Here is a 22,785-nt window from a genome sequence, read left to right as displayed (position 1 = left end):
CCTTTCCAGTCAGCGGACGATAGGCAATGCGCGGTCGCGATACAAACACCCCCGATGCGGAATTGCTGGGGCTTCAGGCGCTGGCTTGGACGCTCGGCGAACAGGCGCGTGCCGATCGGCTGATCGCGACCACCGGCCTCTACCCCGACGATCTGCGCGCCCGTGCCGGCGAACCCGCCGTGCTCGCCGCAGTGCTGGCCTATCTTGAGGCATACGAACCCGATCTCATCGCCTGCGCCGATGCGCTGGGCGTCCCCCCGTCGGCGCTGGTCGCCGCACACCAGATGCTGGAGGCTCGCTGATGACCCGGACACCCCGACCCTTGCTGATCACCGATTGCGACGAAGTGCTGCTGCATATGGTCAAGCATTTCGGCACATGGGTGCGCGAGACGCACGATATCGACTTCACGCCCGATGGTGCCGATTTCGCCAATTCGATGCGCCGCCGCTCGACGGGCGAGACGCCGACGCAGGCGGAGATGTGGTCGATGCTCGGCGGCTTCTTCCCGTCCGAAATGCACCGCCAGACGTTGGTCCCCCACGCGGCCGAGGCGCTGGCGCGGCTCAGCGAGGTGGCGGACATCGTCGTCCTCACCAATCTGCTCGACAGCTGCCGCACCGCGCGGATCGACCAGCTCGCCGTCTTCGGCATCCACCACCGCGTCGAATGCAATCAGGGGGGCAAGGGCGATCCCGTGTCGCGGCTGGTCGAGGAGCATGGCAACCCCGTGACGGTGTTCGTCGACGATCTGGCCGTCCACCACGAATCGGTGTCGCGTCACGCGCCGCAGGTCCACCGGTTGCACATGGTCTCCGAACCCAGCCTCGCGCCCAGTGTCGCCCCCGCGCCGCACGCACACGCACGCATCGACGACTGGCGCGAGGCGGCGGACTGGATCGCCGCCCGCTTCGCCGCGGGGCAACCCGCCGCCTGACGGTTTACCGCGCGCCACGCCATCGGCTAGACGCGCGGGCAACGCATCATCGAAGGATTCTGGCATGACCACGCACGTCGATCGCAAGCTCGAGGAACTTGGCCTCACCCTGCCCGAAGCGGCGGCGCCGGTCGCGGCTTATGTGCCGGTGGTCGAGGCGGGCGGCATGCTGCATCTGTCGGGCCAGCTGCCCTTCAAGGACGGCCAGCTTGTCACCGGCCGCCTGGGCGACGGCGTGTCGCTGGAACAGGGGCAAGAGGCCGCGCGCCTCTGCGGTCTGATGATCGTCGCGCAGGTCAAGAAGCACCTCGGCGGCGACCTGTCGCGCATCAAGCGTGTCGTGAAGCTGGGCGTGTTCGTCAACAGCCACGGCGACTTCACCGATCAGCCCAAGGTCGCGAACGGCGCGTCCGAACTGATGGTTGCACTGTTCGGCGACGCCGGCAAGCACGCTCGCAGCGCGGTCGGCGTCCCCGTCCTGCCGCTGGGCGCGGCGGTCGAAGTCGACGCGATTATCGAACTGGCGTAACGCGGCTCGGCGTCACCCCCGCCGCGCCACCGCGCTCAGCGTGGTGCCGGCGGTGATGACCTCGATATCGGTCCGGATATGCAACAGGCGCACCCCGCGTTGCGCCTGTGCCCGCGCGAGGGCCGGCGCGAAATCCTCGGTCCGCGTCACCGTCTCCGCCCAGCAGCCATAGGCCCGGCCCAGCGCCGCGAAATCGGGGTTGGCCAGCGCCGTGCCCGACACGCGACCCGGAAATTCGCGCTCCTGATGCATGCGGATCGTGCCGTAGCCGCCATTGTCGATCACCAGCACCAGCAGCTGCGCGTCATATTGCACCGCGGTTGCCAGTTCCTGCCCGTTCATCAGGAAACAGCCGTCGCCGGCCAGCGCCACCACCTGCCGCCCCGGATGGCGCAGCGCCGCGGCAACGGCGGCCGGCAGGCCATATCCCATCGCCCCCGCCGTCGGCGCCAGCTGCGTACCCGGCGCGGCATAGGGCCAATAGCGGTGCCACCAACCGCTATAATTGCCCGCGCCGTTGCAGATGATCGTATCCGCGGGCAGCGCCTCGCGCATCGCTGCGACGCACGGTCCTAGGTCCATCGCCACGCCGTCGCGCGGCGCGGGCGTCGACCACGCCTGCCAATCGGCATGCGCGGCGGCGCCACCGGCATTCGGCGGCCCGTCGATTGCGTTCAGGGCCTCCGCAAACTCCGCCATGCCGGCGCAGATCGCGAGGTCGGTGCGGTAGGTCATGCCCAGTTCGTCGGCGTCCGGGTGGACGTGGATCAGCCGCTGCCCCGGATGCTCCGGGGTGATCAGCGCATAGCCATCGGTTGTCGCCTCGCCCAGCCGTGGCCCGACGACGAGCAACAGGTCGGCGGCCCTGATCCGCGCGACGAGCTTCGGATTCGGACCATAGCCCAGGTTTCCGGCATAGGCGGGGCAGGCGTTGGGGATCGCATCCTGCCGGCGGAAGGCGGCGGCGACCGGCACGCCGGTGCGATCGGCCCAGGCGGCGAAATCCTGCGCCGCGATCCCGTCCCACCCCGCTCCGCCGACGATCGCGACGGGGCGTTCGGCGGTGGCGAGCAGATCGGCAAGCTGCGCCATCGCGCCCTCGTCGCAACCCTGCGCCGCGCGCTCGACGCGCGGCCGGTCGACGGCCTCGACCACGTCGAGCAGCATGTCCTCGGGCAGCGCCAGCACCACCGGCCCCGGCCGCCCGTTCATCGCCACCGCATAGGCGCGCGCGACATATTCGGGGATGCGTGACGCATCGTCGATCCGTGCCGCCCATTTGGCGAGGGGTGCGAACATCGCCGCGAAATCGACCTCCTGAAACGCCTCGCGATCGCGCGTGCCGCGGTCGACGTCGCCGATGAACAGGATCATCGGCTGCGAATCCTGCCGCGCGACATGCACCCCGATCGATGCGTTGGTCGCGCCCGGCCCGCGCGTCACGAAGGCGATGCCGGGTCGGTGCGTCAGCGTGCCGTCGGCGCACGCCATGAAGGCCGCGCCGCCTTCCTGCCGGCACACCACGGTTTCGATCTGCGGCGTATCGTGCAACGCATCGAGCACCGCGAGGAAGCTTTCGCCCGGCACGGTGAAGATGCGCTCGCAGCCTTGCGCGAGCAATTGATCGACGAGGATACGGCCGCCGGTCCGGGTCTGTCTCTCCATACGCGCGACTGTGCCCCGCGGCGGCGGCGATGTCGAGGAAGGGACTTGCCAGCGCCGCCGGCCATGGCGATGCTGCGACATCATCGACGACGTGGGAGAGGCGCGGGGATGACGTGGCGGACGGTGGCGCAGGGGCTGCGCTTTCCCGAAGGACCGGTGGCGATGCCCGACGGAAGCGTCATCCTGGTCGAGATCGCGGCCGGGCGGATCACCCGTATCGATGCCGAGGGTCGGATCGACGCGGTCGCGGAGCCGGGTGGCGGCCCCAATGGCCTGGCGATGGGGCCGGACGGCAAGCTCTATTGCTGCAACAACGGCGGGTTCAACTGGCATGAGGCGGGCGGCTTTCTGGCGCCGCACGGGCAGGCCGACGATTATAGCGGCGGGCGGATCGAACGCATCGACCCGGTGCGCGGCACGGTCGAGGTGCTGTACGCCGACGGCGATTTCGGCTGTTCCCTGCGCGGCCCCAACGACATCGTGTTCGACGCGCATGGCGGCTTCTGGTTCACCGATCACGGCAAGACGCGCCCCCGCGCGCGCGACGTCACCGGCATCTTCTACGCCAAGGCGGACGGCAGTTTCCTGGAAGAGGTGGTGTTCCCGTCGGAAAACCCGAACGGCATCGGCCTGTCACCCGACGGCAGCCGCCTCTATGCGGCCGAGACCTACACATGCCGGCTGATGGCGTTCGACGTGACCGCGCCCGGCAAGGTCGCGCCCGGCGGCGGCCCGGGCGGACCCGGCATCCCGATCTATCGACCGGCGGGGTATAAGTTCTTCGATTCGCTGGGTGTCGAGGCCAGCGGGAACATCTGTGTGGCGACGATCGGCGAAAGCGGGATCAGCGTCGTGTCACCAACGGGCGACCTCGTCGAATTCGTCGCGACCGACGACGTGTTCACGACCAACATCTGCTGGGGCGGGCCCGATCTGCACGACGCGTATGTCACGATGTCGGGCAGCGGCCGGCTCGTGACGATGCGCTGGCCGCGACCCGGATTGCGCCTGGCCTATTGAGGAAGCGGGCCCTCGTATGAAGGGTTGCATCGTTCCTTTACCGTCATTGCGAGCGCAGCGAAGCAATCCAGAACCGGACCAGGACGTCCTGGGTTGCTTCGCTGCGCTCTCAATGACGGGCCGAGTATTGCGTCGGTTCGATTACACCCGCGACCGCGGACCGAAGTCGAACCAGCCCGGACGCTGGCCTGCCGGATAGGCCGGACGGGCAGCGGTCTGACGGCGGCCGGTCAGGCGTTCACCGATCGTCGGCGCCGTGGTGGCAGCGACCGGCGCCGCGACCGGGCGGGCCTGCGCCGCTTCGGTCAGCCGCGCATTCTCGCGCTCCAGTTCGGCGACGCGGGCATTCGCGGCGGTGAGGCTGGTGTCGCCCTGTTTGCGATAGGTGCCGTGTGCCTCGCGCTCTGCGGCATAGCGCGCTTTCCACTTCTTGCCGCCGCTGCTGCTCGCCAATCCGAAGAACCAGCCTGCGATCAGGCACAGCGCCAGCGCGGCGAATTGCGTGGTGGTGGTGAACAGCATCCGTCGAGCCTCCTGTTACGGCAGCATAACGACGATGCCGGGGGTTGGTTCATCCGACAGGCGCAGCGTTTCCCTTCGGCCCTCACCTTCCGACGCTACGCGCCTCCCTCCCTCTCCCGCTGGGAGAGGGAAGAGACGGCGAAGCCGTCGATAGGGTGAGGGTGGGTGCGAGACGCTCTCAATCCTCGAACCGTCGCCCGACATGCGCCTCGCCACGCGCCTCCGCCAGCTGCGCCTGCCGGTGCCGCTCCGCGTAGCGTGCCCGATCCGCCGCATCGCGTGTGTCATGGCAGCGTGGGCAGCTCACGCCCTCCTCGTACAGCGGCGAGGCGCGATCCGCCTCTGACACCGGCATCCGGCACGCCCGGCACAAGCCATGGCTACCCGGCGCCAAGCCGTGCCCCACCGCAACCCGCTCGTCGAACACGAAACATTCGCCCCGCCACGCGCTCTGCTCGGCGGGCACCTCCTCCAGATATTTCAGGATGCCGCCCTTGAGGTGGAATACGTCGGGCACGCCCTCTGCCTTCAGGAACGCCGTCGCCTTTTCGCAGCGGATGCCCCCGGTGCAGAACATCGCGACCCGCTTGGTGCCGGCGAGCAATTCGTCGCGATGCGCCCGAAACCAGCCCGGAAATTCGCGAAAAGACCGTGTCTCCGGATCGACCGCACCATCGAACGTGCCGACCGCCGCCTCGTAATCGTTGCGCGTATCGATCAGCACCGTACCCGGATCGGCGATTAGCGCATTCCAGTCGGCGGGATCGACGTAGGTGCCGGGGTCCGTCGGGTCGACCAGCGGCTCGCCCATCGTGACGATCTCACGCTTCAGCCGCACCTTCGTCCGATGGAACGGCATCGTGTCCGCAGCGGAGAATTTCACCTCCAGCCCCGCGCAGCCCGGCAGGCCACGGATATGGCCAAGCACCGCGTCGATCCCTGCGGCCGGCCCGGCGATCGTGCCGTTGATGCCTTCCCCAGCGAGCAGCAGCGTGCCGCGCACGCCCTGCGCCTCGCATAAGGCGAGCAGCGGGCCTTGCAGCGCAGCGGGATCGGCGAAACGGGTGAAGTGGTACAGCGCGGCGACGGTGACGGACATGGGTAGGCCTTTAGTCGGTTCACGCGAAGACGCGAAGCCGCGAAGACGCAGGGTGGCCTCGCTCATCCGCAACCTCTTCGCGTCTTCGCGTCTTCGCGTGAACAAACTTGCGGTGACGAACCCGCCCGCAAACCCTATCTCTCGTCCGTGGCAAAGAAACCCAGACCCGGCCTGCCGACGCAGGCGCAGATCCTCGACTTCATCACGCAATCGGAGGTTCCCGCCGGCAAGCGCGAGATCGCCAAGGCGTTCGGCCTGACCGCGCAGGAAAAGATCGCGCTGAAGGCGATGCTGAAGGACATGGCCGACGAAGGCCTGATCGACAGCGCCCCCGGCCGCGCCTTTCACAAGATGGGCGGCCTGCCCAAGGTGACGGTGCTGCGCATCGCCGACGTCGACGATGGCGGCAACGTCTGGGCGGTGCCCGATCGCTGGGAGGCGGACGGCCCCGTGCCGCGGCTGCGCGTCCGCGAACGCAAGCGTGGCGCGCTCGGCATCGGCGAACGTATTCTCGCCCGCACCGAAGAGGCGGGCAACGGCTGGATCGCGCATCCGATGAAGGTGCTCGCCAAGGCATCGGAGCAAATCCTCGGCGTGTTGCGGCAGGACGGCGAACGCTTCTGGCTGACGGGTGTCGAGAAGAAGGAGCGGCGCGAATTTCCCGTCTCCGACACTGGCGGCGCTGCGGCGGGCGATCTGGTGATGACCGAAATGACCGGCCGTCCGCCGCGGATCAGCGTCCGCGTCGTCCAGCGGCTGGGTGATCCCTTTGCGCCGCGCAGCTTTTCGCTCATCGCGATCCACAAGCTCGGCATCCCGGACGTCTTCTCGGGCGATACGCTCGACGAGGCGAAGCGCGTGTCGGAACTGCCGCTCGGCGAGGATCGCGAAGACCTCACCCATCTGCCCATCGTCGCGATCGATCCGGTCGATGCGCGCGATCATGATGATGCCGTCTGGGCCGCACCGCATGAGGATGGCGGCTGGCAGGCGGTGGTCGCGATCGCCGATGTCAGTTTCTACGTCCGCCCCGGCTCGGAACTCGACCGCGAGGCACGGCGGCGCGGCAATTCGGTCTATTTCCCTGATCGCGTCGTGCCGATGCTGCCCGAAATCCTGTCGGCAGAGGTGTGCTCGCTGAAGGAAGGCGAGGACCGCGCGGCGCTCGTCTGCCACCTTCACATCTCCAAATCGGGCAAGCTGGAAAGCTGGCGCTTCGCCCGCGCTCGCGTCCGCATCGCGGCGAACCTCGCTTATGAGGAGGCGCAGGCGACGATCGACGCCGATGCCGGCGCGATGATCGAGGTGCTGCGCCCGCTGTGGGCCTGCTGGCGCGCGCTGGCCAAGGCGCGCGATGCGCGCGAACCGCTCGATCTCGACCTGCCCGAACGCCGCGTCGTGCTCGACGAGCAGGGCCGGATCATGTCGGTCGCCCCGCGCGAGCGACTCGATGCGCATCGGCTGATCGAGGATTATATGATCGCCGCCAACGTCGCCGCCGCCAAGGCGCTGGAGGCGAAGAAGGCGCCGGTCATGTACCGCGTCCACGAACCGCCCAGCCGTGAAAAGCTCGTCGCGCTGAAGGACTATCTCGAAACCTTCGATGTGCCCTTTGCGCTCGGCCAGGTGATCCGCCCGGCGACGTTCAATCACATTCTCGAACGGATCGGCGATGCGGACTTCCGCCCGCAGGTGATGGAGCAGGTGCTGCGCACGCAGACGCAGGCCTATTATGCGCCCGCCAACCAGGGGCATTTCGGCCTGTCGCTGGGTAGCTACGCGCACTTCACTTCGCCGATACGCCGCTATGCCGACCTCGTCGTCCACCGCGCACTCGTCGCGGCCTATGGCTTGGGCGAGGGTGGCCTCACCAAGGCGGATGCCGAGGCGATGGAGCAGATCGGTACGACGATCAGCGCGCTGGAGCGGCGCGCGATGGAGGCGGAGCGGGACACGATCGACCGCTATGTCGCGGCCTTCCTCTCGGAAAAGGTCGGCGAAACGGTGTCGGCGCGGATCACCGGCGTGCAGAATTACGGCTTTTTCGCCACCGTGGAGGGGATCGGCGGCGACGGCCTGATGTCGGTTCGCGACCTCGGTGGCGAATATTTCCGCTTCGACGAGGCGGCGCGCACATTGATCGGCGAGGACAGCGGCGAAGAATATGCGCTGGGCCAGCGATTGGAATTGCGCCTTGCCGAAGCGAACCCCGTGTCGGGCGCGCTGCGCTTCGAACTGCCGGGCGGCAAGGGCGCCGCGCCCGGGCCGCGGCATCTCGGCAAGGGCATCAAGGGCGGCCGCAAGGATCGCGTCGTCGCGCGCCGCGGCCGGCCCGGCAACATCCGCCACAACGGCAAGCGGCGGTGAGCGACCGGCTGACCCGTATCGCGACATCCGGCCCGCGCGGCACCGTGCGCGACCGCTATCTGGTCCATGGCACGATCGCCCCGCGCTTCGTCGCCGCGCATGCGGTGATCGCCGCCGATGCCATGTCCTTCGTCCCCGCCGATGCGCGCGAGGCGAAGGCCTTTGCCGCGATGATCGCCGACGGGTCGATCCGCGCCGTGGGGCAGGGCCGCTTCTGGTTCGACATGCATGCCTACGAAACCGCCGCCGCGGCCCGCCGGGCGAAGCGCGTGCCGGTGCTGCTGATGGTCGCGCTGCTGATCGCTGCGGTGGCGGTGGCCTTCTACCGAATCTAGTTCCCCTCGTCATTCCGGCGAACGCCGGAATCCATGGACACGCGGCGTCTGTGGCGGTCACACCATCAGAGGCACCGCGACCATGGATCCCGGCGTCCGCCGGGATGACGAGGCGAGCAATCCCTTAACGCCGCATCAACCCGAACTCCTTACACCCGCCGCCTGAACAAGGAGCGCTCGCACGCGATGATCGACAATCTGTCGCTGGCGCTGACGCACGGCCTGATGCTGCTCGCCGCCTGGCGCCTGCTGCGCCGGCCCGATCTCGATTCCGAATCGCCGCCGCCCCGCCACTGGCGGGCGCGCCGCACCGCGCCGCAGGAGCCGCCCGCCGGTGCGTGATCTCGTCTTCGTCGCCTTCCTCGCCGCGCTGTTCGGAATGGGCCTCCGGCGCCCGTTCCTGCTGGTGTGCGCGTACGTCTATATCGACATCGTCTCGCCGCAGCGGCTGACGTACATCCTGCTCAACGCCGTGCCCATTTCGCTGATCGCGGTGGTGCTGGCGGTCGGGGGCTGGCTGCTGATGGACGACAAGAGCGACAGCCGCTTCGCACCGCGCCAGGGCCTCATCATCCTGCTGCTGCTCTATTGCGGGATCACGACGATGAGCGCGGACTTCCCGGTCGACGCGCGCGACAAATGGGATTGGGTGTGGAAGTGTCTGGCCTTCGCCGCCTTCCTGCCGCTGACGCTGCGCACGCGCCTGCGCATCGAGTCGCTGCTAGTGTTCATGATCCTGTCGGCAGCGACGATCATCATCGTGGGCGGCATCAAGACCGCGGCGGGCGGCGGCGGCTATGGCCAGCTCGACCTGATGGTGACCAACAATTCGGGCCTGTACGAAGGGTCGACCATTTCCACCGTCGCGATCGCGATCGTGCCGCTGATCGCCTGGTTCATGCGCTGGGGCACGATCTTCCCGCCCGACTGGAAGGTGAAGGGCTTTTGCCTGTGCCTGATCTTCGCCTGCCTGCTGATCCCGATCGGCACGTCGACGCGCACCGGCACGCTCTGCACCGTCCTCGTCGCCCTCCTCTCGCTGCGCAACACGAAGCGCAAGTTCACCTATCTCGCCATGATCGGCGCGGCCGGCTTGCTCGCGGTGCCGTTCCTCCCCGCCAGCTTCACCGAGCGGATGAGCACGATCAAGAGCCATGACGCCGACGAATCCGCCTCCACCCGCATCGCCGTGTGGCAGTGGACGATCGACTATGCCAAGGCGCACCCTTTCGGCGGCGGGTTCGAGGCGTTCCGCGGCAATCACATCCGCTATGAGATCAAGAAGACCACCGCGGCCGACGGCAGCACACCCGCCGCGGTCACCGATCAGGCAGTGACCGACAAGGCCCGCGGCTATCACAGCGCCTATTTCGAGATGCTGGGCGAACAGGGCTATCCCGGCCTTGCCCTGTGGCTGGCGATCAGCCTGATCGGCCTCGTCCGCATGGAGGTGCTGCGCCGCCGCTATCGCGATCCCGCCGGCCCCTTCGGCTGGGCGGGCCCGCTTGCCGCCGCGCTCCAGACCGCGCACCTCGTCTATTTGCTCGGCGCGGCGTTCATCGCCATCGCCTTCCAGCCGTTCATCTACATGCTGCTCGGCGCGCAGATCGGCCTCGACACCTATCTCGCCCGCCGCCGCAGCGAAGAGGGGCAGGCACCGCTGCGCAAGCCGCGGGTCGCCACCATTCCGGCATGAGCGAACTGCGCGCGCTCACCTCTGCGCGCGGCATCGCGGCGTGGCTCGTTGTCCTCTACCATATCCGTGCCAGCATTGGCGGCCTGCCGCGGAGCGTCGAGGCGGTGTTCGCCAAAGGCTATCTGGCGGTCGATTTCTTCTTCCTCCTGTCCGGCTTCGTCATCTGGCTGATCTGGCACGACCGTCTGCGCGGGCACGGGGGCGCCGGCATCGCCCGCTTCCTGCAAAAGCGCGTCGCGCGCATCTGGCCGCTGCATGCGGTGATGCTCGTCTTCGCGGTCGCCCTCGCGCTCGCGTTGCGGGCCACCGGGCGCAGCGACCCCGCCTTTCCCTTCGCGGAACTGCCGCTGCACGTGCTGCTGGTCCAGAATTGGGGGTTCACCGATGCGCTGCACTGGAACGATCCGGCCTGGTCGATCAGCTGCGAACTCGCCGCCTATCTGCTGTTCCCGCTGCTCGTCCTGACGATCGACTGGCGGCGCCTGCCCGCGCTCGCGCTGGTCGCTATCGCGGCGGCAATCCTCGCGGGCCTCTACGTCGCGATGCAGGGTGCGCCGACGCTGGGCTGGGACATTCCGCGCTACGGCCTCGTCCGCTGTCTCGCCGAATTTGCGACCGGCACGATTCTCGCCGCGCTGTTCCTGCGCCGCCCGCCGCTCGCATGGCCGCTCGGCATCGCCGCGGTCGGCACGGCGGCCTGGGCGCTGGGCTTGCCTGAGACGTTCGCCGCGCCCGTCACGTTTGCCGCCCTGCTGCTGGCGCTGGCACTGACCGCCGGCACGCCGCGCCATCCGCTCGAGGGACGCTGGCTCCACGCGCTCGGCGAGATCAGCTACGCAACCTATCTGTCGCATTTCCTGCTGTGGAAGGCATTCAAGCTCGTCGCCGTCCGCGACGCCGCGTCGGTGCCCTGGCCGCTCATCGCCCTCTACCTCGCGCTCGTCCTTGCCGCATCCGTCTTCCTCTACCGCTGGGTCGAACGGCCTGCGCAACATCGGCTCAACGCGCTCGGGCGACCACGCGGCGCGCGGTAACCCTCGGAACCGCCTGCGACGCCTGGGCATTTCCTACTAGGAAGGGAGTGCCCAATTGGCCGCACGCATAGTCTATTGCGATGATTCCAAGCCCGGCATCACGCGCCGCAAGGTTCGCAATGGCTGGGCCTATTATGCCCCCGACGGCGATCGCATCACCGACCGTGACGAGATCGACCGGCTGAACGCGGTCGGCCTGCCGCCCGCCTATCGCGACGCCTGGTATTGTCCCAAGCCCAACGGCCATATCCAGGCGGTCGGCTGGGACGAGAAGGGCCGCAAGCAATATCGCTATCACACCGGCTTCCGCGAGGCGCAGGAAGCGGCGAAATACGAAAAGTGCGCCGATTTCGGCCATTGCCTGCCCAAACTGCGCGCGCGCGTCGAGGCAGACCTTGCGGCGCGCGGCCTGCCGCGGGACCGCGCCATCGCCGCGGTGGTGCGCCTGCTCGACATCGGCCATTTGCGCGTCGGCAACGAAGCCTATGCCGAAGCGAACAAGAGCTACGGCGCGACGACGCTGCGCAAGCGCCACGGCAGCGTCCGCGGCAACACGCTGAAGCTCCGCTACAAGGGCAAGTCCGGCAAGGAGCGCGACGTCGCGATCACCGACAAGCGGCTCGCCGCCACGGTACGCAAGATGCAGGATCTCGACGAACAGCATCTGTTCGCCTGGGTGGACGACGAGGGACAGGCGCACCCCGTCACCTCGTCGGACGTCAACGATTATATCAAGCGCGCGACCGGCGGCGATTTCACGGCGAAGCATTTCCGCACCTGGGGCGCCAGCGTCACCGCGTTCGAGGCCTTGGCGCGTGCCGAAGCCGACCTCAGCCTGAAGGCGCTGCTCGAACCCGTCGTCGCCCGCCTGGGCAATACGCCTGCCATCGCGCGCAAGAGCTACGTCCACCCGTCACTCATCGCCTTGGTGAAGACGGGGCAGGGCGCCTTCCGCCGCGCGTTGCGCCTGCCGCGCTCCGCCCGTCATCTCAGCCGTGAAGAGCGGGGGCTCATCGCCTTCCTCGAAGCCGGCACGCCCAGCACGGCGCCGCTGAAAGCCGCGGCCTGATCCCATTATGTCCAAGAACACGACCGCCACCTCTTCGCCGATCTTCGACAGCAACGGCGTCCAGGACCAATTGACCGGCCTGTACACCGCCAGCGAGGTCTGGCTGCACACCCACTGGCTGCAAATCCTCATCGCGCTCGCCGTCGGCGTGGTGATCGTCGTCGCGTTGCACGGCCTGCGTCGGCTGGGCGAACGCCTGTGCCGACGCAAGGATGTCTCGGGCGTTGCCGAAACGCTCGTGCGCCGCGGCTGGGGCGCGATCGTCGGCCGGGCGATCGCGCGCACCAACAACTTCTTCATCGTCATGCTCGCCGCCAAACTGGTCGCGGGCTATGCCGGCGCGCCGAGCCAGGTGTCGACGACGATCAACTTCCTGTGGACCGTCGCCTCGGTGTTCCAGGCGGCGATCTGGGCGCGTGAATTGATCCTCGGCGCGATCGAACACCGCACCAGCAGCGAACATTATTCGGGCGAGGCGTTGCTCAGCGCGATGGGCCTCATCCGCCTGCTCGTCACCGTCGCGCTGTTCGCGATCGCGCTGGTCGTCGTGCTCGACAATCTCGGCGTCAACGTCACCGGGCTGATCGCCGGTTTGGGCGTCGGCGGTATCGCCATCGGTCTCGCCGCGCAGGGCATTTTCGGCGACCTGTTCGCCGCGCTCGCGATCATCTTCGATCGGCCGTTCCGCCGCGGCGACAAGATCAGCTACGGCACGACCAACGGCGTCATCGAATCGATCGGCCTGAAGAGCACGCGCATCCGCGCCTTCACCGGCGAATTGCGCGTAATCAGCAACAAGCAGCTGCTCGACAAGGAAATCCAGAACACCAGCGTGCGCGACCATATCCGGCTCGCGTTCACGATCGGCGTCACCTACGAAACGCCGCCCGATACGCTCGCCCGCGTGCCGCAGATCATGCGTGAGATCGTCGAGGGCGAAGGCGGCAAGGTCGCGCGGTCCAGCTTCGAAACCTTCGGCGCCTCCAGCCTCGATTTCGTGCTGCAATTCGACATTCCGGGCGACGATTGGGCGACCGCACACCCGATGCGCGACCGCATCATGGTGTCGTTGATCCGCCGCTTTGCCGCGGAAGGGATCGGCATCGCCTACCCGACGCAGACGACCTACACCGCCGGCCCGGACGGCAAGCTGGTGATGCCCTACGCCACCGCGCCCTAGGCTTTTTCGAACATCGGGTCCGTCCGCTTGGGCGCGATTCATCGCGTAGGAATGCCAGGGTTCAAGCTTTCGGTCGGGAGAGGGGCTTGCGGAATGCCCCCGCCTCCGCCTACAGGATGGCGCGACGCGGAACGCCATCCGCGTGCCGCAATCGGGAGGGCGATTCTTCGTGACGACGATCACCGCGCAGGCGATGAAGGACAGGGTCGGCACCGAAACCGTGTCCGACTGGGTCGAAGTAACGCAGGACATGATCGATCGCTTCGCCGAAGCGACCGGCGACCATCAGTTCATCCATATCGATCCCGTCGCAGCGGCGCAGACGCCCTTCGGCGGCACGATCGCGCATGGCTTTCTCACGCTGTCGCTGATGCCGCTGCTCAGCAGCAAGGTGCCCGACGCGCCGCAGATCGAGGGCGCGCGGATGGGCGTCAACTACGGCGGCAACAAGGTCCGCTTCCTCACCCCCGTCCGTTCGGGATCGCGCGTGCGCGGCCGTTTCACGCTGCTCGCCTTCGACGAAAAGCGTCCCGGCCAGTTCCAGCAGACCACCAACTTCGTCGTCGAGATCGAAGGGCAGGACAAGCCTGCCCTGATTGCCGAATGGATCAGCCAGATTTTCGTCTGACGCCAACCCCATAGTCACCGAACCCGCGCGCCGCGTCGCGCCCCATCAAGGAAGCCAGCCCATGCGCTCCGCCGTCATCGTCTCCACCGCCCGCACGCCGATCGGCCGCGCCTATCGCGGCGCCTTCAACAACACGACGCCGCAGGCGCTGGCCGGCCATGCGATCGAACATGCCGTGAAGCGCGCTGGCATCGACGGCGCCGAAGTGGAGGACGTGGTGTTCGGCGCCGCGCTTCAGCAGGGGCATCAGGCAGGCAATATCGCGCGCCAGGCGGCATTGCGCGGCGGCCTGCCGATCACCGTGTCGGGCATGTCGCTCGATCGTCAGTGCGCCAGCGGCCTGATGGCGATCGCTACGGCGGCCAAGCAGATCGTGATCGACGGCATGGACGTCGCGATCGGCGGCGGCGTCGAAAGCATCAGCATGGTCCAGACTCCGCAGATGCGCGTCGCCCCCGACAAGCAGCTGCTCGCGATGCACAACGACATCTATATGCCGATGCTGCAGACCGCCGAAACGGTCGCCAAGCGCTACGGCATCGGCCGCGAGGCGCAGGACGCCTACGGCCTCCAGTCGCAGCAGCGCACCGCCGCGGCGCAGGCGGCGGGCAAGTTCGATGACGAGATCGTACCGATGGCGGCGACGATGAACGTCATCGACAAGGTGACGAAGGAGGTCAGCACCAAGGACGTCACGCTGTCGAAGGACGAGGGCAATCGTGCCGATACGACGCTGGAAGGCCTGCAGGCGTTGCAGCCGGTGGTCGGGCCGGACGGCGTCATCACCGCGGGCAATGCCAGCCAGCTGTCGGACGGTGCCTCGGCATCGGTGCTGATGGAGGAAAAGGTCGCCGCAGCGAAGGGGCTGACCCCGCTCGGCCGCTACGTCGGCATGGCTGTGGCGGGCACCAAGCCCGACGAAATGGGCATCGGCCCGGTCTTCGCGATCCCGAAGCTGCTCGAAAAGAACGGCCTGACGATGAAGGACATCGGCCTGTGGGAACTGAACGAGGCCTTCGCCGTCCAGGTCCTCTACTGCCGCGACAAGCTCGGCATTCCCGACGAATTGCTCAATGTGAACGGCGGCGCGATCTCGATTGGACATCCCTACGGCATGTCCGGCGCCCGCATGACCGGCCACGCGCTGATCGAGGGCAAGCGCCGCGGTGCGAAATATGTCGTCGTCACGATGTGCGTCGGCGGCGGCATGGGCGCGGCGGGATTGTTCGAGGTCCTATAAGTTGAAAATTAGGCCCGGAAAGGGTATGTAGGTTTTGGCGATGTCATAGGCGCCCTCTGCTTGGGCCTCGGTTGTGTCAGCGACCGAGGCCCAAAAACGTTTGGGACTCGCGTGTCAGCGCGAGCCCCGCCCGGCACCTTACCTGCTACGCGCCACTTCGATGATCTTCAGGACCAAGGTCCCGAAGGCGAAGAGCACGCCTAGGATCAGGCACAGATCGGCGAGCGTCATAGGCCCACTCCTCTGCTATGACGGCAGGATTGCCGCCACCGGCGATCGTGGCCGAAGCGGTCTTTCCGCGCAACCAACCCCCTATGCGCTCGTTCTCTCGACCGAACCCCCGGTACAGGAGACGATGCATGGCCGATCAAGACAGCCCGCAGGAAGTGGCCGCCAAGTTCCTCGACAAGCTGAAGTCCAGCCCGTTCGTGATGATCGGCCTGATGGACGGCGAGCATTCGGAGCCGATGACCGCGCAAATCGACGATGATCAGCCCAATACGCTGTTCTTCTTTGCCGGTCGCGACAACCGCATTGCCAAGGGCGGCGACGCCATGGCGCAGTTCGTCGGCAAGGGGCACGACTTCTTCGCGTGTCTCGCAGGCAACGTCAGCCGTGACGATGATCGCACGCAGATCGACAAGCTCTGGAATAATCAGGTCGAAGCCTGGTTCCCGGGCGGCAAGGAAGACCCCAACCTGACGCTGCTGCGTTTCGACATCGACAGCGCCGAACTGTGGGAAACCGACATCTCGATCGGTGGCCGGCTCAAGATGCTGTTCGGCGGCACGATCCGCAGCGACGAATCGAGCAGCCACGCTGTGGTCGACTCGGTCGCCTGAGGCATCTGGCCTCGTAAACGACGGGAGGGGCGGTTCCGACGGGAGCCGCCCCTTCGCGTATCAGGCGTGCGCCGCCATCCATTCCTCGACGATCGGCGCCACCTTGTTGCGCCAGCGCGAGCCGTTGAAAATGCCGTAATGGCCGGCGCCCTCGGCCATGTAATAGCGCTTTTGCTCGGCCGGCAGGTTGGTGGCGAGAGTCAGCGCCGCCTTGGTCTGCCCGAGCCCGGAAATGTCGTCGCGCTCGCCCTCGATCGCCAGCACCGCGACGTCGGTGATCGCGCCCGGATCGACGCGGCGTCCACGGTGCAGCATCTCGCCACGCGGCAGGGCATGCGTCTGGAAGACCAGATCTACCGTCTGCAAGTAGAATTCCGCCGTCATGTCGCAGACCGCGCGATATTCCTCGTAGAAGTTTTTGGTAGCCTGCGCGCTTTCGCCGTCGCCCTGGACCAGATGCTTGAACATCTCCCAATGGCTCATCATGTGATTGCCGAGGTTCATCGACATGAAGCCGGCGAGCTGCAGGAAGCCCGGATACACTTTCCGCCCCGCGCCCGGATACATCATCGGCACGGTCACGACGACATTCTGTTCGAACCAGGCGTGCGGGCGTTCGGTGGCGAGCGTGTTGACCGCGGTCGGCGCCTCGCGCGTGTCGATCGGTCCGCCCATCATCGTCAGCGTCTTGGGTCGGCAGGGGTGCTTGTCCGCGCTCATCAGCGCGACTGCGGCATAGCAGGGCACCGACGGCTGGCAGACCGCGAGCATATGCGTGCCGCCCTGGCCCTCGTTCGGCCCCATCGCTTCCAGGAAGGCGACCAAATAGTCGATATAATCGTCGAGGTCGAAATGGCCGTCCTTCAGCGGCACCAGCTTCGCATCGCGCCAGTCCGTGATGTAGACGTCCGCGCTCGGCAGCATCCGTTCCACCGTACCGCGCAGAAGCGTCGCATAGTGGCCCGACATCGGCGCGACGATCAGCAGCTTCGGCCCGCCCTCCACGCCGTCGCGGCGGAAGCGCTTCAGCTGGCCAAATGGCTTCTGCAGCACGATCTCCTCATGCACCGCCACCTCGTTGCCGTCGATGACGGTGTGGTCGAGGCCGAAGGCCGGCTTGCCGCGCGTCGCGGAGGCATGGGCGAACACCTCCAGCGCGGAGCTGACCAGCTGGCCGCCACCGACATAGGACCAGGGATTGGCCGGATTGCGCATCCAGTCCGCGCCGAAGGTCGCCATGGCGCTGGCCCCGGCCAGCATCGAGCGCTGCATTTCATAGGCGTCGTAGAGCATGATCGTGTCGTAGCCTGTATTGGTTGCCGTATACGTAACGGCATTCGCGGGTGCTGCAATCGTCTGAACGCCCGAGACGCGCGATAAGCGCCAGTCCGAGTGAATGCGCGCGGCGTTGAGCCGCCTTGCCCCGGCTGCTAGGCGCGAGCGATGGCGCGTTCCCCCGTTTCCCCCACTCCCGCCGCCGGCAAGGGCCGGCTCGGCGACCTTTGCCTCGTATGGGATATCGCGCTGCGCTATCCCCGGCACATCGCCATCGCGCTGGCCGCGCTCGCCACCACCTCGGCGGCAACGATCGGCATCCCCTATGGCTTCAAGCGGGTGATCGACCGCGGCTTCGTCGCGGGCGGGCAGGGGACGGTGGATGCGTCCTTCCATTACCTGCTCATGATCGTCGCAGTACTCGCGGTGGCGACGGCGATCCGCTTCTACCATGTGTCGTGGCTGGGCGAGCGCGCCGTCGCCGACCTCCGGCTGAAGGTGCAGGCGCACCTGCTGGCGCTGACGCCGCGCTTCTTCGAGGAAAACCGCCCGTCGGAAATCGCCTCGCGTCTCACCTCCGATACGACGCTCATCGAGACGGTCGTCGGCACCACCGTGTCGATCGCGTTGCGCAACACCGCGACCGGCATCGGCGGCATGGTCTATCTGTTCGTGCTGTCGCCCAAGCTTGCCGGCATGCTGCTGCTCGGCATCCCGCTGGTGGTGCTGCCCATCACCATCTTCGGTCGGCGCATCCGCGCGCATTCGCGCACCTCGCAGGACCGGATCGCCGATGTCGGCGCGCTGGTGACCGAGACGCTGGGCGCGATGAAGATCGTCCAGGCGTTCGGTCAGGAATCGCGCGAGGCGGCGCGGTTCGGCGCGGCGGTGGACGCGACCTTCGCCGCGGCGAAGCGCCGCATCGCGCTGCGCGCCGCGATGACCGCGATCATGATTGGCCTCGTCTTCGGGTCGATCGTGCTGGTCGTGTGGGAGGGCGTCGCCGACGTCACCGCTGGGCGCCTGTCGGGCGGCGGCATGTTCGCCTTCGTGGTGACGGGCGGCATCGTTGCGGGCGCGTTCGGCGCGCTGACCGAAGTCTATGGCGACCTGCTGCGCGGCGCCGGCGCGGCAAGCCGTATCGCCGAACTGCTGCGCGAAACGCCGGAGATCGCCCGGCCCGCCGCTCCGATCCCCTTGCCCGTGCCGGTGGCGGGGGCGCTCGCGTTCGAAGGCGTGCGCTTCCATTATCCCACGCGCCCCGATGCAGCGGCGATCGACGACCTGACGCTGACCATCCGCCCGGGCGAAACGGTCGCGGTGGTCGGCCCCTCGGGCGCCGGCAAGTCGACGCTGTTCCAGCTAGCCGAACGCTTCTACGATCCCGCCGCGGGCCGCGTGCTGCTCGACGGCGTCGATCTGCGCGAGGCGGACCCCGCCGCGGTGCGGGCGCAGATGGCGATGGTGCCGCAGGATGCGGTGATCTTCGGTGCCAGCGCGCGCGACAATCTGCGCTATGGCCGGTGGGAGGCGAGTGACGACGAACTCTGGGCCGCGGCGGAGGCGGCCAACGCCGCCGAATTCCTGCGCACGCTGCCGCAGGGGCTCGACACCCACCTGGGCGAGGGCGGCGCGCGTCTGTCGGGCGGCCAGCGCCAGCGGGTGACGATCGCCCGCGCCCTGCTGCGCGACGCGCCGATCCTGCTGCTCGACGAGGCGACCAGTGCGCTCGATGCCGCCAGCGAACGGCTGGTGCAGCAGGCGCTCGAACGGCTGATGCAGAACCGCACGACGCTGGTCATCGCGCACCGGCTGGCGACGGTCCGCGCCGCACAGCGGATCGTGGTGATGGACCAGGGCCGCATCGTCGAGGACGGCACTCACGCCAGCCTGATCGAACGCGGCGGGCTGTACGCGCGACTCGCCCGGTTGCAGTTCAACGAAGCGGCGTAAGGGGCGCCCCCCCACGCACACATCCGTCATTCCCGCGAAGGCGGGAATCCAGACGCGCAGGTCCCGCTTGAGCCGCACCGGTAGCGGCTCTGGATTCCCGCCTTCGCGGGAATGACGGGCAGGGTAGGGGCGCCCCACTCTCCCTCGCCATCCCGGCGCAGGCCGGGATGACGAAGGAGAGGGGAAAAGGGCCACCCCCTTGCCCCCACGTCCCCCAAAGCGCATGACGTGAACGTCAAGCAACGGGAGAGGGCAATGCGCGACTTCGACATCATCGTCTATGGCGCCACCGGCTTCACCGGGCGTCTCGTCGCCGAATATCTCAGCCAACAGGGCGTCACCCGCTGGGCGATGGCGGGCCGCAGCCGTGCCAAGCTGGAGGAGGTGCGCGACCTGATCGGCGCGCCTGCCGATACGCCGATGGTCGTCGCCGATGCCGACAATCCCGCCTCGCTGAAGGCGATGGCCGAATCGACCGAGGTCGTGCTGACCACCGTCGGCCCGTACCAGCTCTACGGCGCCCCGCTGATCGCCGCCTGCGTCGCTGCGGGCACCGCCTATGTCGACCTGTGCGGCGAGCCGGCGTGGATGCGCCACATGATCGACGCGCATCATGCCGAGGCGCAGCGCACCGGTGCCCGCATCGTCTTTTCCTGCGGCTTCGATTCGATCCCCTTCGACCTCGGCGTGCTGACGTTGCAGGAATGCGCGCGCGCCAAATACGGCATGCCCGCGCCGCGGGTGAAGGGCCGGGTGCGCGCGATGAAGGGCGGCTTTTCGGGTGGCACCGCCGCCAGCCTGAAGGCGACGCTCGCCGCCGCGGCGCGCGATCCGTCGATCGTCGCGCTGCTCACCAGCCCGTTCGCGCTGACGCCCGGCTTCAGCGGCCCGCATCAGCCGACCGGCATGCTCCCCGAATTCGACGCGACGCTCAACACCTGGGTCGCACCGTTCATCATGGCGGCGATCAACACCAAGAACGTCCACCGCACCAACTATCTGCTCGGCCACCGCTACGGCACCGACTTCGTGTATGACGAGATGATGGTCGCAGGGCTCGGCGAGATGGGCAAGGCCGCGGCGGAGGCGATCGCCAAGCTCAACCCGCTCGCCGGTGACAAGGGCCCCAAGCCCGGCGAAGGCCCCAGCAAGGAGGAGCGCGACAGCGGCCATTACGACCTGCTGTTCGTCGGCCTGATGCCCGATGGCGCACGGTTCGACGCGGTGGTCACCGGCGATCGCGATCCCGGTTACGGCTCGACCAGCAAGATGATCGCCGAAACCGCGCGCTGTTTGATCGAGACGGAGGGGGCGGGCGGCATCTGGACGCCGGGCGCATTGCTCGGCACCGGATTGCGCGATCGCTTGCAGGACAAGGCGGGGCTGACCTTTACCGCCGGCTAGGCTGCGGTTGACGCGGCATTAAGCACTGCGGGTGCAAGGGCTTGGGTCATGCGGATTCTCCATGTCCTCGACCACGGACTGCCCTTGCAAAGCGGCTATACGTTCCGCACGCGCGCAATCCTGAAGGCGCAGGAGGCGCGCGGCTGGCACGTCGCCGCCGTCACCGGCCCACGCCACGGCGTTGCGCCGGACGCGGTCGAATCGGTCGATGGCCTGACCTTTTATCGCACCCAGGCAACGCGAAAGGGTGGCGTGCTGGGCGAGGTCGCCGGCCTTGCCGCCTTTGCCCGGCGGATCGATGCGGCGGTCGACGCCTTTCGCCCCGATATCCTCCACGCCCATTCGCCCGTGCTCGATGCGATCGCGGCGTTGCGCGTTGCGCGCGCACGCGGCCTGCCGCTGGTCTACGAAATCCGCGCCTTTTGGGAGGATGCGGCGGTCGGCAACGGGACGGGCACCGAAGGGTCGGCCAAATATCGCGTTACCCGGGCGATGGAGAGCTGGGCGGTGCAGCGCGCCGATGCGGTGGCCGTGATCTGCGACGGCCTGCGTGGTGACCTGATCGCGCGCGGCGTGGCGGCGGACAAGATCGTCGTCTCGCCCAACGGCGTCGACCTGACGCTGTTCGGCGAACCGGTCGCACGCGATCCCGCGCTCGCCGCATCCTTGGGGCTGGAGGATGCCGAGACGATCGGCTTCATCGGCAGCTTCTACGATTACGAGGGGTTGGACGATCTGATCGCCGCCATGCCGGCGCTGGTTGCCGCTCGGCCCAAGGCGCGGCTGCTGCTCGTCGGCGGCGGCCCGATGGAGGCGGCGTTGCGCGCGCAGGCGGCGGCATCGCCGGCAGCGGACGCGATCCGCTTCGTCGGCCGCGTACCGCATACCGAGGTGGAGCGCTATTACGCGCTCGTCGACGTGCTCGCCTATCCGCGCAAGCGCATGCGCCTCACCGATCTCGTCACGCCGCTCAAACCCCTGGAGGCGATGGCGCAAGGCAAGCTGGTCGCCGCGTCCGACGTCGGCGGCCATCGCGAATTGATCCGTGACGGCGACACCGGCACGCTCTTCGCCCCCGACGATCCCGCCGCCATCGCCACCGCGCTCGCCGGCCTGCTCGCCGACCGCAGCGGCTGGGACGCGCGACGCGCCCGCGGGCGCGCATTCGTCGAGGCGGAGCGTAACTGGTCGTCAAACATTCGTCGTTACGATCCCGTTTACCAGCGGCTCACGTCGGCCGCGCTGATGGACACAGCATGCCAGCATTCCCCGGCCAGCCTATGACCCAGACCATGCCGTCGCGCGCCGCGATGATGCACTGGATCGCCCCCGTGGGTGGCGCGGTGGCCGCGCTGGCCGTCGCCGGGCTGTTCGTCGCATTACCTGCCAGCGTGCTGGAGGATTGGGTATGGCGCAGCGGCCTGCCGTCGCTGATCGGCGCGGCGGAACCGCCATTGGGCGCGACCGCGCGCGCCGTACTGGCGCTGGCCGGTGGCGCGCTGGCCGGTGCGGTCGCCTGGTCGGCGCTGTTCCTGCTGTTCGGCCCGGGTGGCCTGCTCGCACCGCGCGCCGCTTCCAGCGATGGCGTCCCCGTCCTGCGTCGCGCCGACGCGCACCCCGACGCTCCCGCGCGTCGCCCGCTGTCGGCTGCGGATCTGGAGGATGACGACGACGCCGTTTTTGCGCGCCCTGTCATCAGCCCGGCACCCCCGCCGCCGGTCGAACAGCCGATTCCGGCGGACCTCGATTTGCCGCTCGCCGCCTTCCACCCCGGCGCACTGCCGTCCGTGCCGTTGACGCCGGTGCGCCCCGTGCCGCCGTTGCGCGTGCCCACCAAGTTGGCCGCCGAGGAGCCCTCTGCCCCCGCCGCCCCGCCGACGATCGAATCGCTGATCGATCGGCTGGAGCGTGTCACGCGTCGCCGTCCGAAGCGGTGAGGCGCACACCGCCAGACACACTTTAGAATATCGGGTATCGCTTTTGGGGTTAT

The 22,785-nt window shown here is 68.0% G+C and carries 22 protein-coding genes; 18 read left to right on the top strand and 4 right to left on the bottom strand.

Annotated elements, in window-relative coordinates; translation table 11 throughout:
• Positions 1-26: 26 nt before the first annotated feature.
• The 3 genes from ACGVWT_RS07070 (at position 27) to ACGVWT_RS07060 (ending at position 1,466) form a co-directional block, all read left to right on the top strand.
• Complete coding sequence (locus ACGVWT_RS07070; RefSeq protein ID WP_116461948.1) at positions 27-302, top strand: DUF3572 domain-containing protein; 276 nt, start codon at positions 27-29, stop codon at positions 300-302.
• The gene (locus ACGVWT_RS07065; RefSeq protein ID WP_315461897.1) at positions 302-937 is read left to right on the top strand and encodes an HAD family hydrolase; all 636 of its coding nucleotides are present in this window, start codon (positions 302-304) and stop codon (positions 935-937) included. The genes ACGVWT_RS07070 and ACGVWT_RS07065 overlap by 1 nt, the downstream gene beginning before the upstream one ends.
• A gap of 64 nt (positions 938-1,001) precedes the next feature.
• Positions 1,002-1,466, top strand: coding sequence for a RidA family protein (locus tag ACGVWT_RS07060; RefSeq protein ID WP_017977474.1), 465 nt, complete (start codon positions 1,002-1,004; stop codon positions 1,464-1,466).
• Positions 1,467-1,478: 12 nt separating this feature from the next.
• Here ACGVWT_RS07060 and ACGVWT_RS07055 read toward each other — a convergent pair whose 3' ends face one another.
• Complete coding sequence (locus tag ACGVWT_RS07055) at positions 1,479-3,131, bottom strand: thiamine pyrophosphate-binding protein (RefSeq protein WP_315461896.1); 1,653 nt, start codon at positions 3,129-3,131, stop codon at positions 1,479-1,481.
• A gap of 108 nt (positions 3,132-3,239) precedes the next feature.
• Between ACGVWT_RS07055 and ACGVWT_RS07050 the strand changes: the two genes are divergently transcribed.
• Positions 3,240-4,151, top strand: a complete 912-nt coding sequence (locus tag ACGVWT_RS07050) for an SMP-30/gluconolactonase/LRE family protein (RefSeq protein ID WP_394425746.1) — start codon at positions 3,240-3,242, stop codon at positions 4,149-4,151.
• Between the two features lie 141 nt (positions 4,152-4,292).
• Here the strand turns inward: ACGVWT_RS07050 and ACGVWT_RS07045 are convergent, their stop codons facing one another.
• Positions 4,293-4,673 carry a hypothetical protein gene (locus ACGVWT_RS07045; RefSeq protein WP_315461894.1) on the bottom strand — a complete coding sequence of 127 codons (381 nt, stop codon included), beginning with the start codon at positions 4,671-4,673 and terminating at the stop codon, positions 4,293-4,295.
• A gap of 178 nt (positions 4,674-4,851) precedes the next feature.
• Complete coding sequence (locus ACGVWT_RS07040) at positions 4,852-5,772, bottom strand: rhodanese-related sulfurtransferase (protein WP_394425742.1); 921 nt, start codon at positions 5,770-5,772, stop codon at positions 4,852-4,854.
• 147 nt (positions 5,773-5,919) lie between these two features.
• Here ACGVWT_RS07040 and rnr point away from each other — a divergent pair, with 147 nt between their 5' ends.
• The 10 genes from rnr to ACGVWT_RS06990 all read left to right on the top strand — a co-directional run bounded on the left by rnr (position 5,920) and on the right by ACGVWT_RS06990 (position 16,163).
• On the top strand, positions 5,920-8,139 hold the full coding sequence (gene rnr / locus ACGVWT_RS07035) for a ribonuclease R (protein WP_315461892.1): 2,220 nt from the start codon (positions 5,920-5,922) through the stop codon (positions 8,137-8,139).
• On the top strand, positions 8,136-8,474 hold the full coding sequence (locus ACGVWT_RS07030; protein WP_315461891.1) for a hypothetical protein: 339 nt from the start codon (positions 8,136-8,138) through the stop codon (positions 8,472-8,474). Before rnr ends, ACGVWT_RS07030 begins: the two co-directional genes overlap by 4 nt.
• A gap of 186 nt (positions 8,475-8,660) precedes the next feature.
• Positions 8,661-8,816, top strand: a complete 156-nt coding sequence (locus tag ACGVWT_RS07025) for a hypothetical protein (protein ID WP_315461890.1) — start codon at positions 8,661-8,663, stop codon at positions 8,814-8,816.
• Positions 8,809-10,170 carry a DUF5935 domain-containing protein gene (locus tag ACGVWT_RS07020; RefSeq protein WP_315461889.1) on the top strand — a complete coding sequence of 454 codons (1,362 nt, stop codon included), beginning with the start codon at positions 8,809-8,811 and terminating at the stop codon, positions 10,168-10,170. Before ACGVWT_RS07025 ends, ACGVWT_RS07020 begins: the two co-directional genes overlap by 8 nt.
• Positions 10,167-11,204: an acyltransferase gene (locus ACGVWT_RS07015; RefSeq protein ID WP_315461888.1), complete on the top strand. Its 1,038-nt coding sequence runs from the start codon at positions 10,167-10,169 to the stop codon at positions 11,202-11,204. Before ACGVWT_RS07020 ends, ACGVWT_RS07015 begins: the two co-directional genes overlap by 4 nt.
• A gap of 55 nt (positions 11,205-11,259) precedes the next feature.
• Positions 11,260-12,273 (top strand): DNA topoisomerase IB, encoded by a 1,014-nt coding sequence (locus ACGVWT_RS07010; RefSeq protein WP_116461957.1) that lies wholly within the window; start codon positions 11,260-11,262, stop codon positions 12,271-12,273.
• Positions 12,274-12,280: 7 nt separating this feature from the next.
• Entirely contained in the window at positions 12,281-13,453 is a 1,173-nt protein-coding gene (locus ACGVWT_RS07005) for a mechanosensitive ion channel family protein (RefSeq protein WP_315461887.1), read from the top strand.
• Between the two features lie 169 nt (positions 13,454-13,622).
• The gene (locus ACGVWT_RS07000) at positions 13,623-14,081 is read left to right on the top strand and encodes a MaoC family dehydratase (protein ID WP_116461959.1); all 459 of its coding nucleotides are present in this window, start codon (positions 13,623-13,625) and stop codon (positions 14,079-14,081) included.
• 61 nt (positions 14,082-14,142) lie between these two features.
• Positions 14,143-15,321 (top strand): acetyl-CoA C-acyltransferase, encoded by a 1,179-nt coding sequence (locus tag ACGVWT_RS06995; RefSeq protein ID WP_315461886.1) that lies wholly within the window; start codon positions 14,143-14,145, stop codon positions 15,319-15,321.
• A gap of 359 nt (positions 15,322-15,680) precedes the next feature.
• Entirely contained in the window at positions 15,681-16,163 is a 483-nt protein-coding gene (locus ACGVWT_RS06990) for a pyridoxamine 5'-phosphate oxidase family protein (RefSeq protein WP_116461961.1), read from the top strand.
• 60 nt (positions 16,164-16,223) lie between these two features.
• On the opposite strand, the gene ACGVWT_RS06985 is transcribed toward ACGVWT_RS06990, so the two are convergent.
• Positions 16,224-17,456: a polyhydroxyalkanoate depolymerase gene (locus ACGVWT_RS06985; RefSeq protein ID WP_116461962.1), complete on the bottom strand. Its 1,233-nt coding sequence runs from the start codon at positions 17,454-17,456 to the stop codon at positions 16,224-16,226.
• A gap of 150 nt (positions 17,457-17,606) precedes the next feature.
• On the opposite strand from ACGVWT_RS06985, the gene ACGVWT_RS06980 reads away from it, so the two are divergent.
• From ACGVWT_RS06980 to ACGVWT_RS06965, 4 genes are all read left to right on the top strand, one after another.
• Entirely contained in the window at positions 17,607-19,391 is a 1,785-nt protein-coding gene (locus ACGVWT_RS06980) for an ABC transporter transmembrane domain-containing protein (protein ID WP_394425731.1), read from the top strand.
• 255 nt (positions 19,392-19,646) lie between these two features.
• Positions 19,647-20,795, top strand: coding sequence for a saccharopine dehydrogenase NADP-binding domain-containing protein (locus ACGVWT_RS06975; protein ID WP_315461884.1), 1,149 nt, complete (start codon positions 19,647-19,649; stop codon positions 20,793-20,795).
• Positions 20,796-20,843: 48 nt separating this feature from the next.
• Positions 20,844-22,079, top strand: coding sequence for a TIGR04063 family PEP-CTERM/XrtA system glycosyltransferase (locus ACGVWT_RS06970; RefSeq protein WP_394425728.1), 1,236 nt, complete (start codon positions 20,844-20,846; stop codon positions 22,077-22,079).
• Positions 22,052-22,732, top strand: coding sequence for a hypothetical protein (locus ACGVWT_RS06965; RefSeq protein WP_315461882.1), 681 nt, complete (start codon positions 22,052-22,054; stop codon positions 22,730-22,732). Before ACGVWT_RS06970 ends, ACGVWT_RS06965 begins: the two co-directional genes overlap by 28 nt.
• Positions 22,733-22,785: the final 53 nt, after the last annotated feature.

It is taken from the genome of Sphingomonas sp. S6 (assembly GCF_043498045.1).
Taxonomy (GTDB): Bacteria; Pseudomonadota; Alphaproteobacteria; order Sphingomonadales; family Sphingomonadaceae; genus Sphingomonas.
This window is presented reverse-complemented; position numbering and strand designations above follow the sequence as displayed.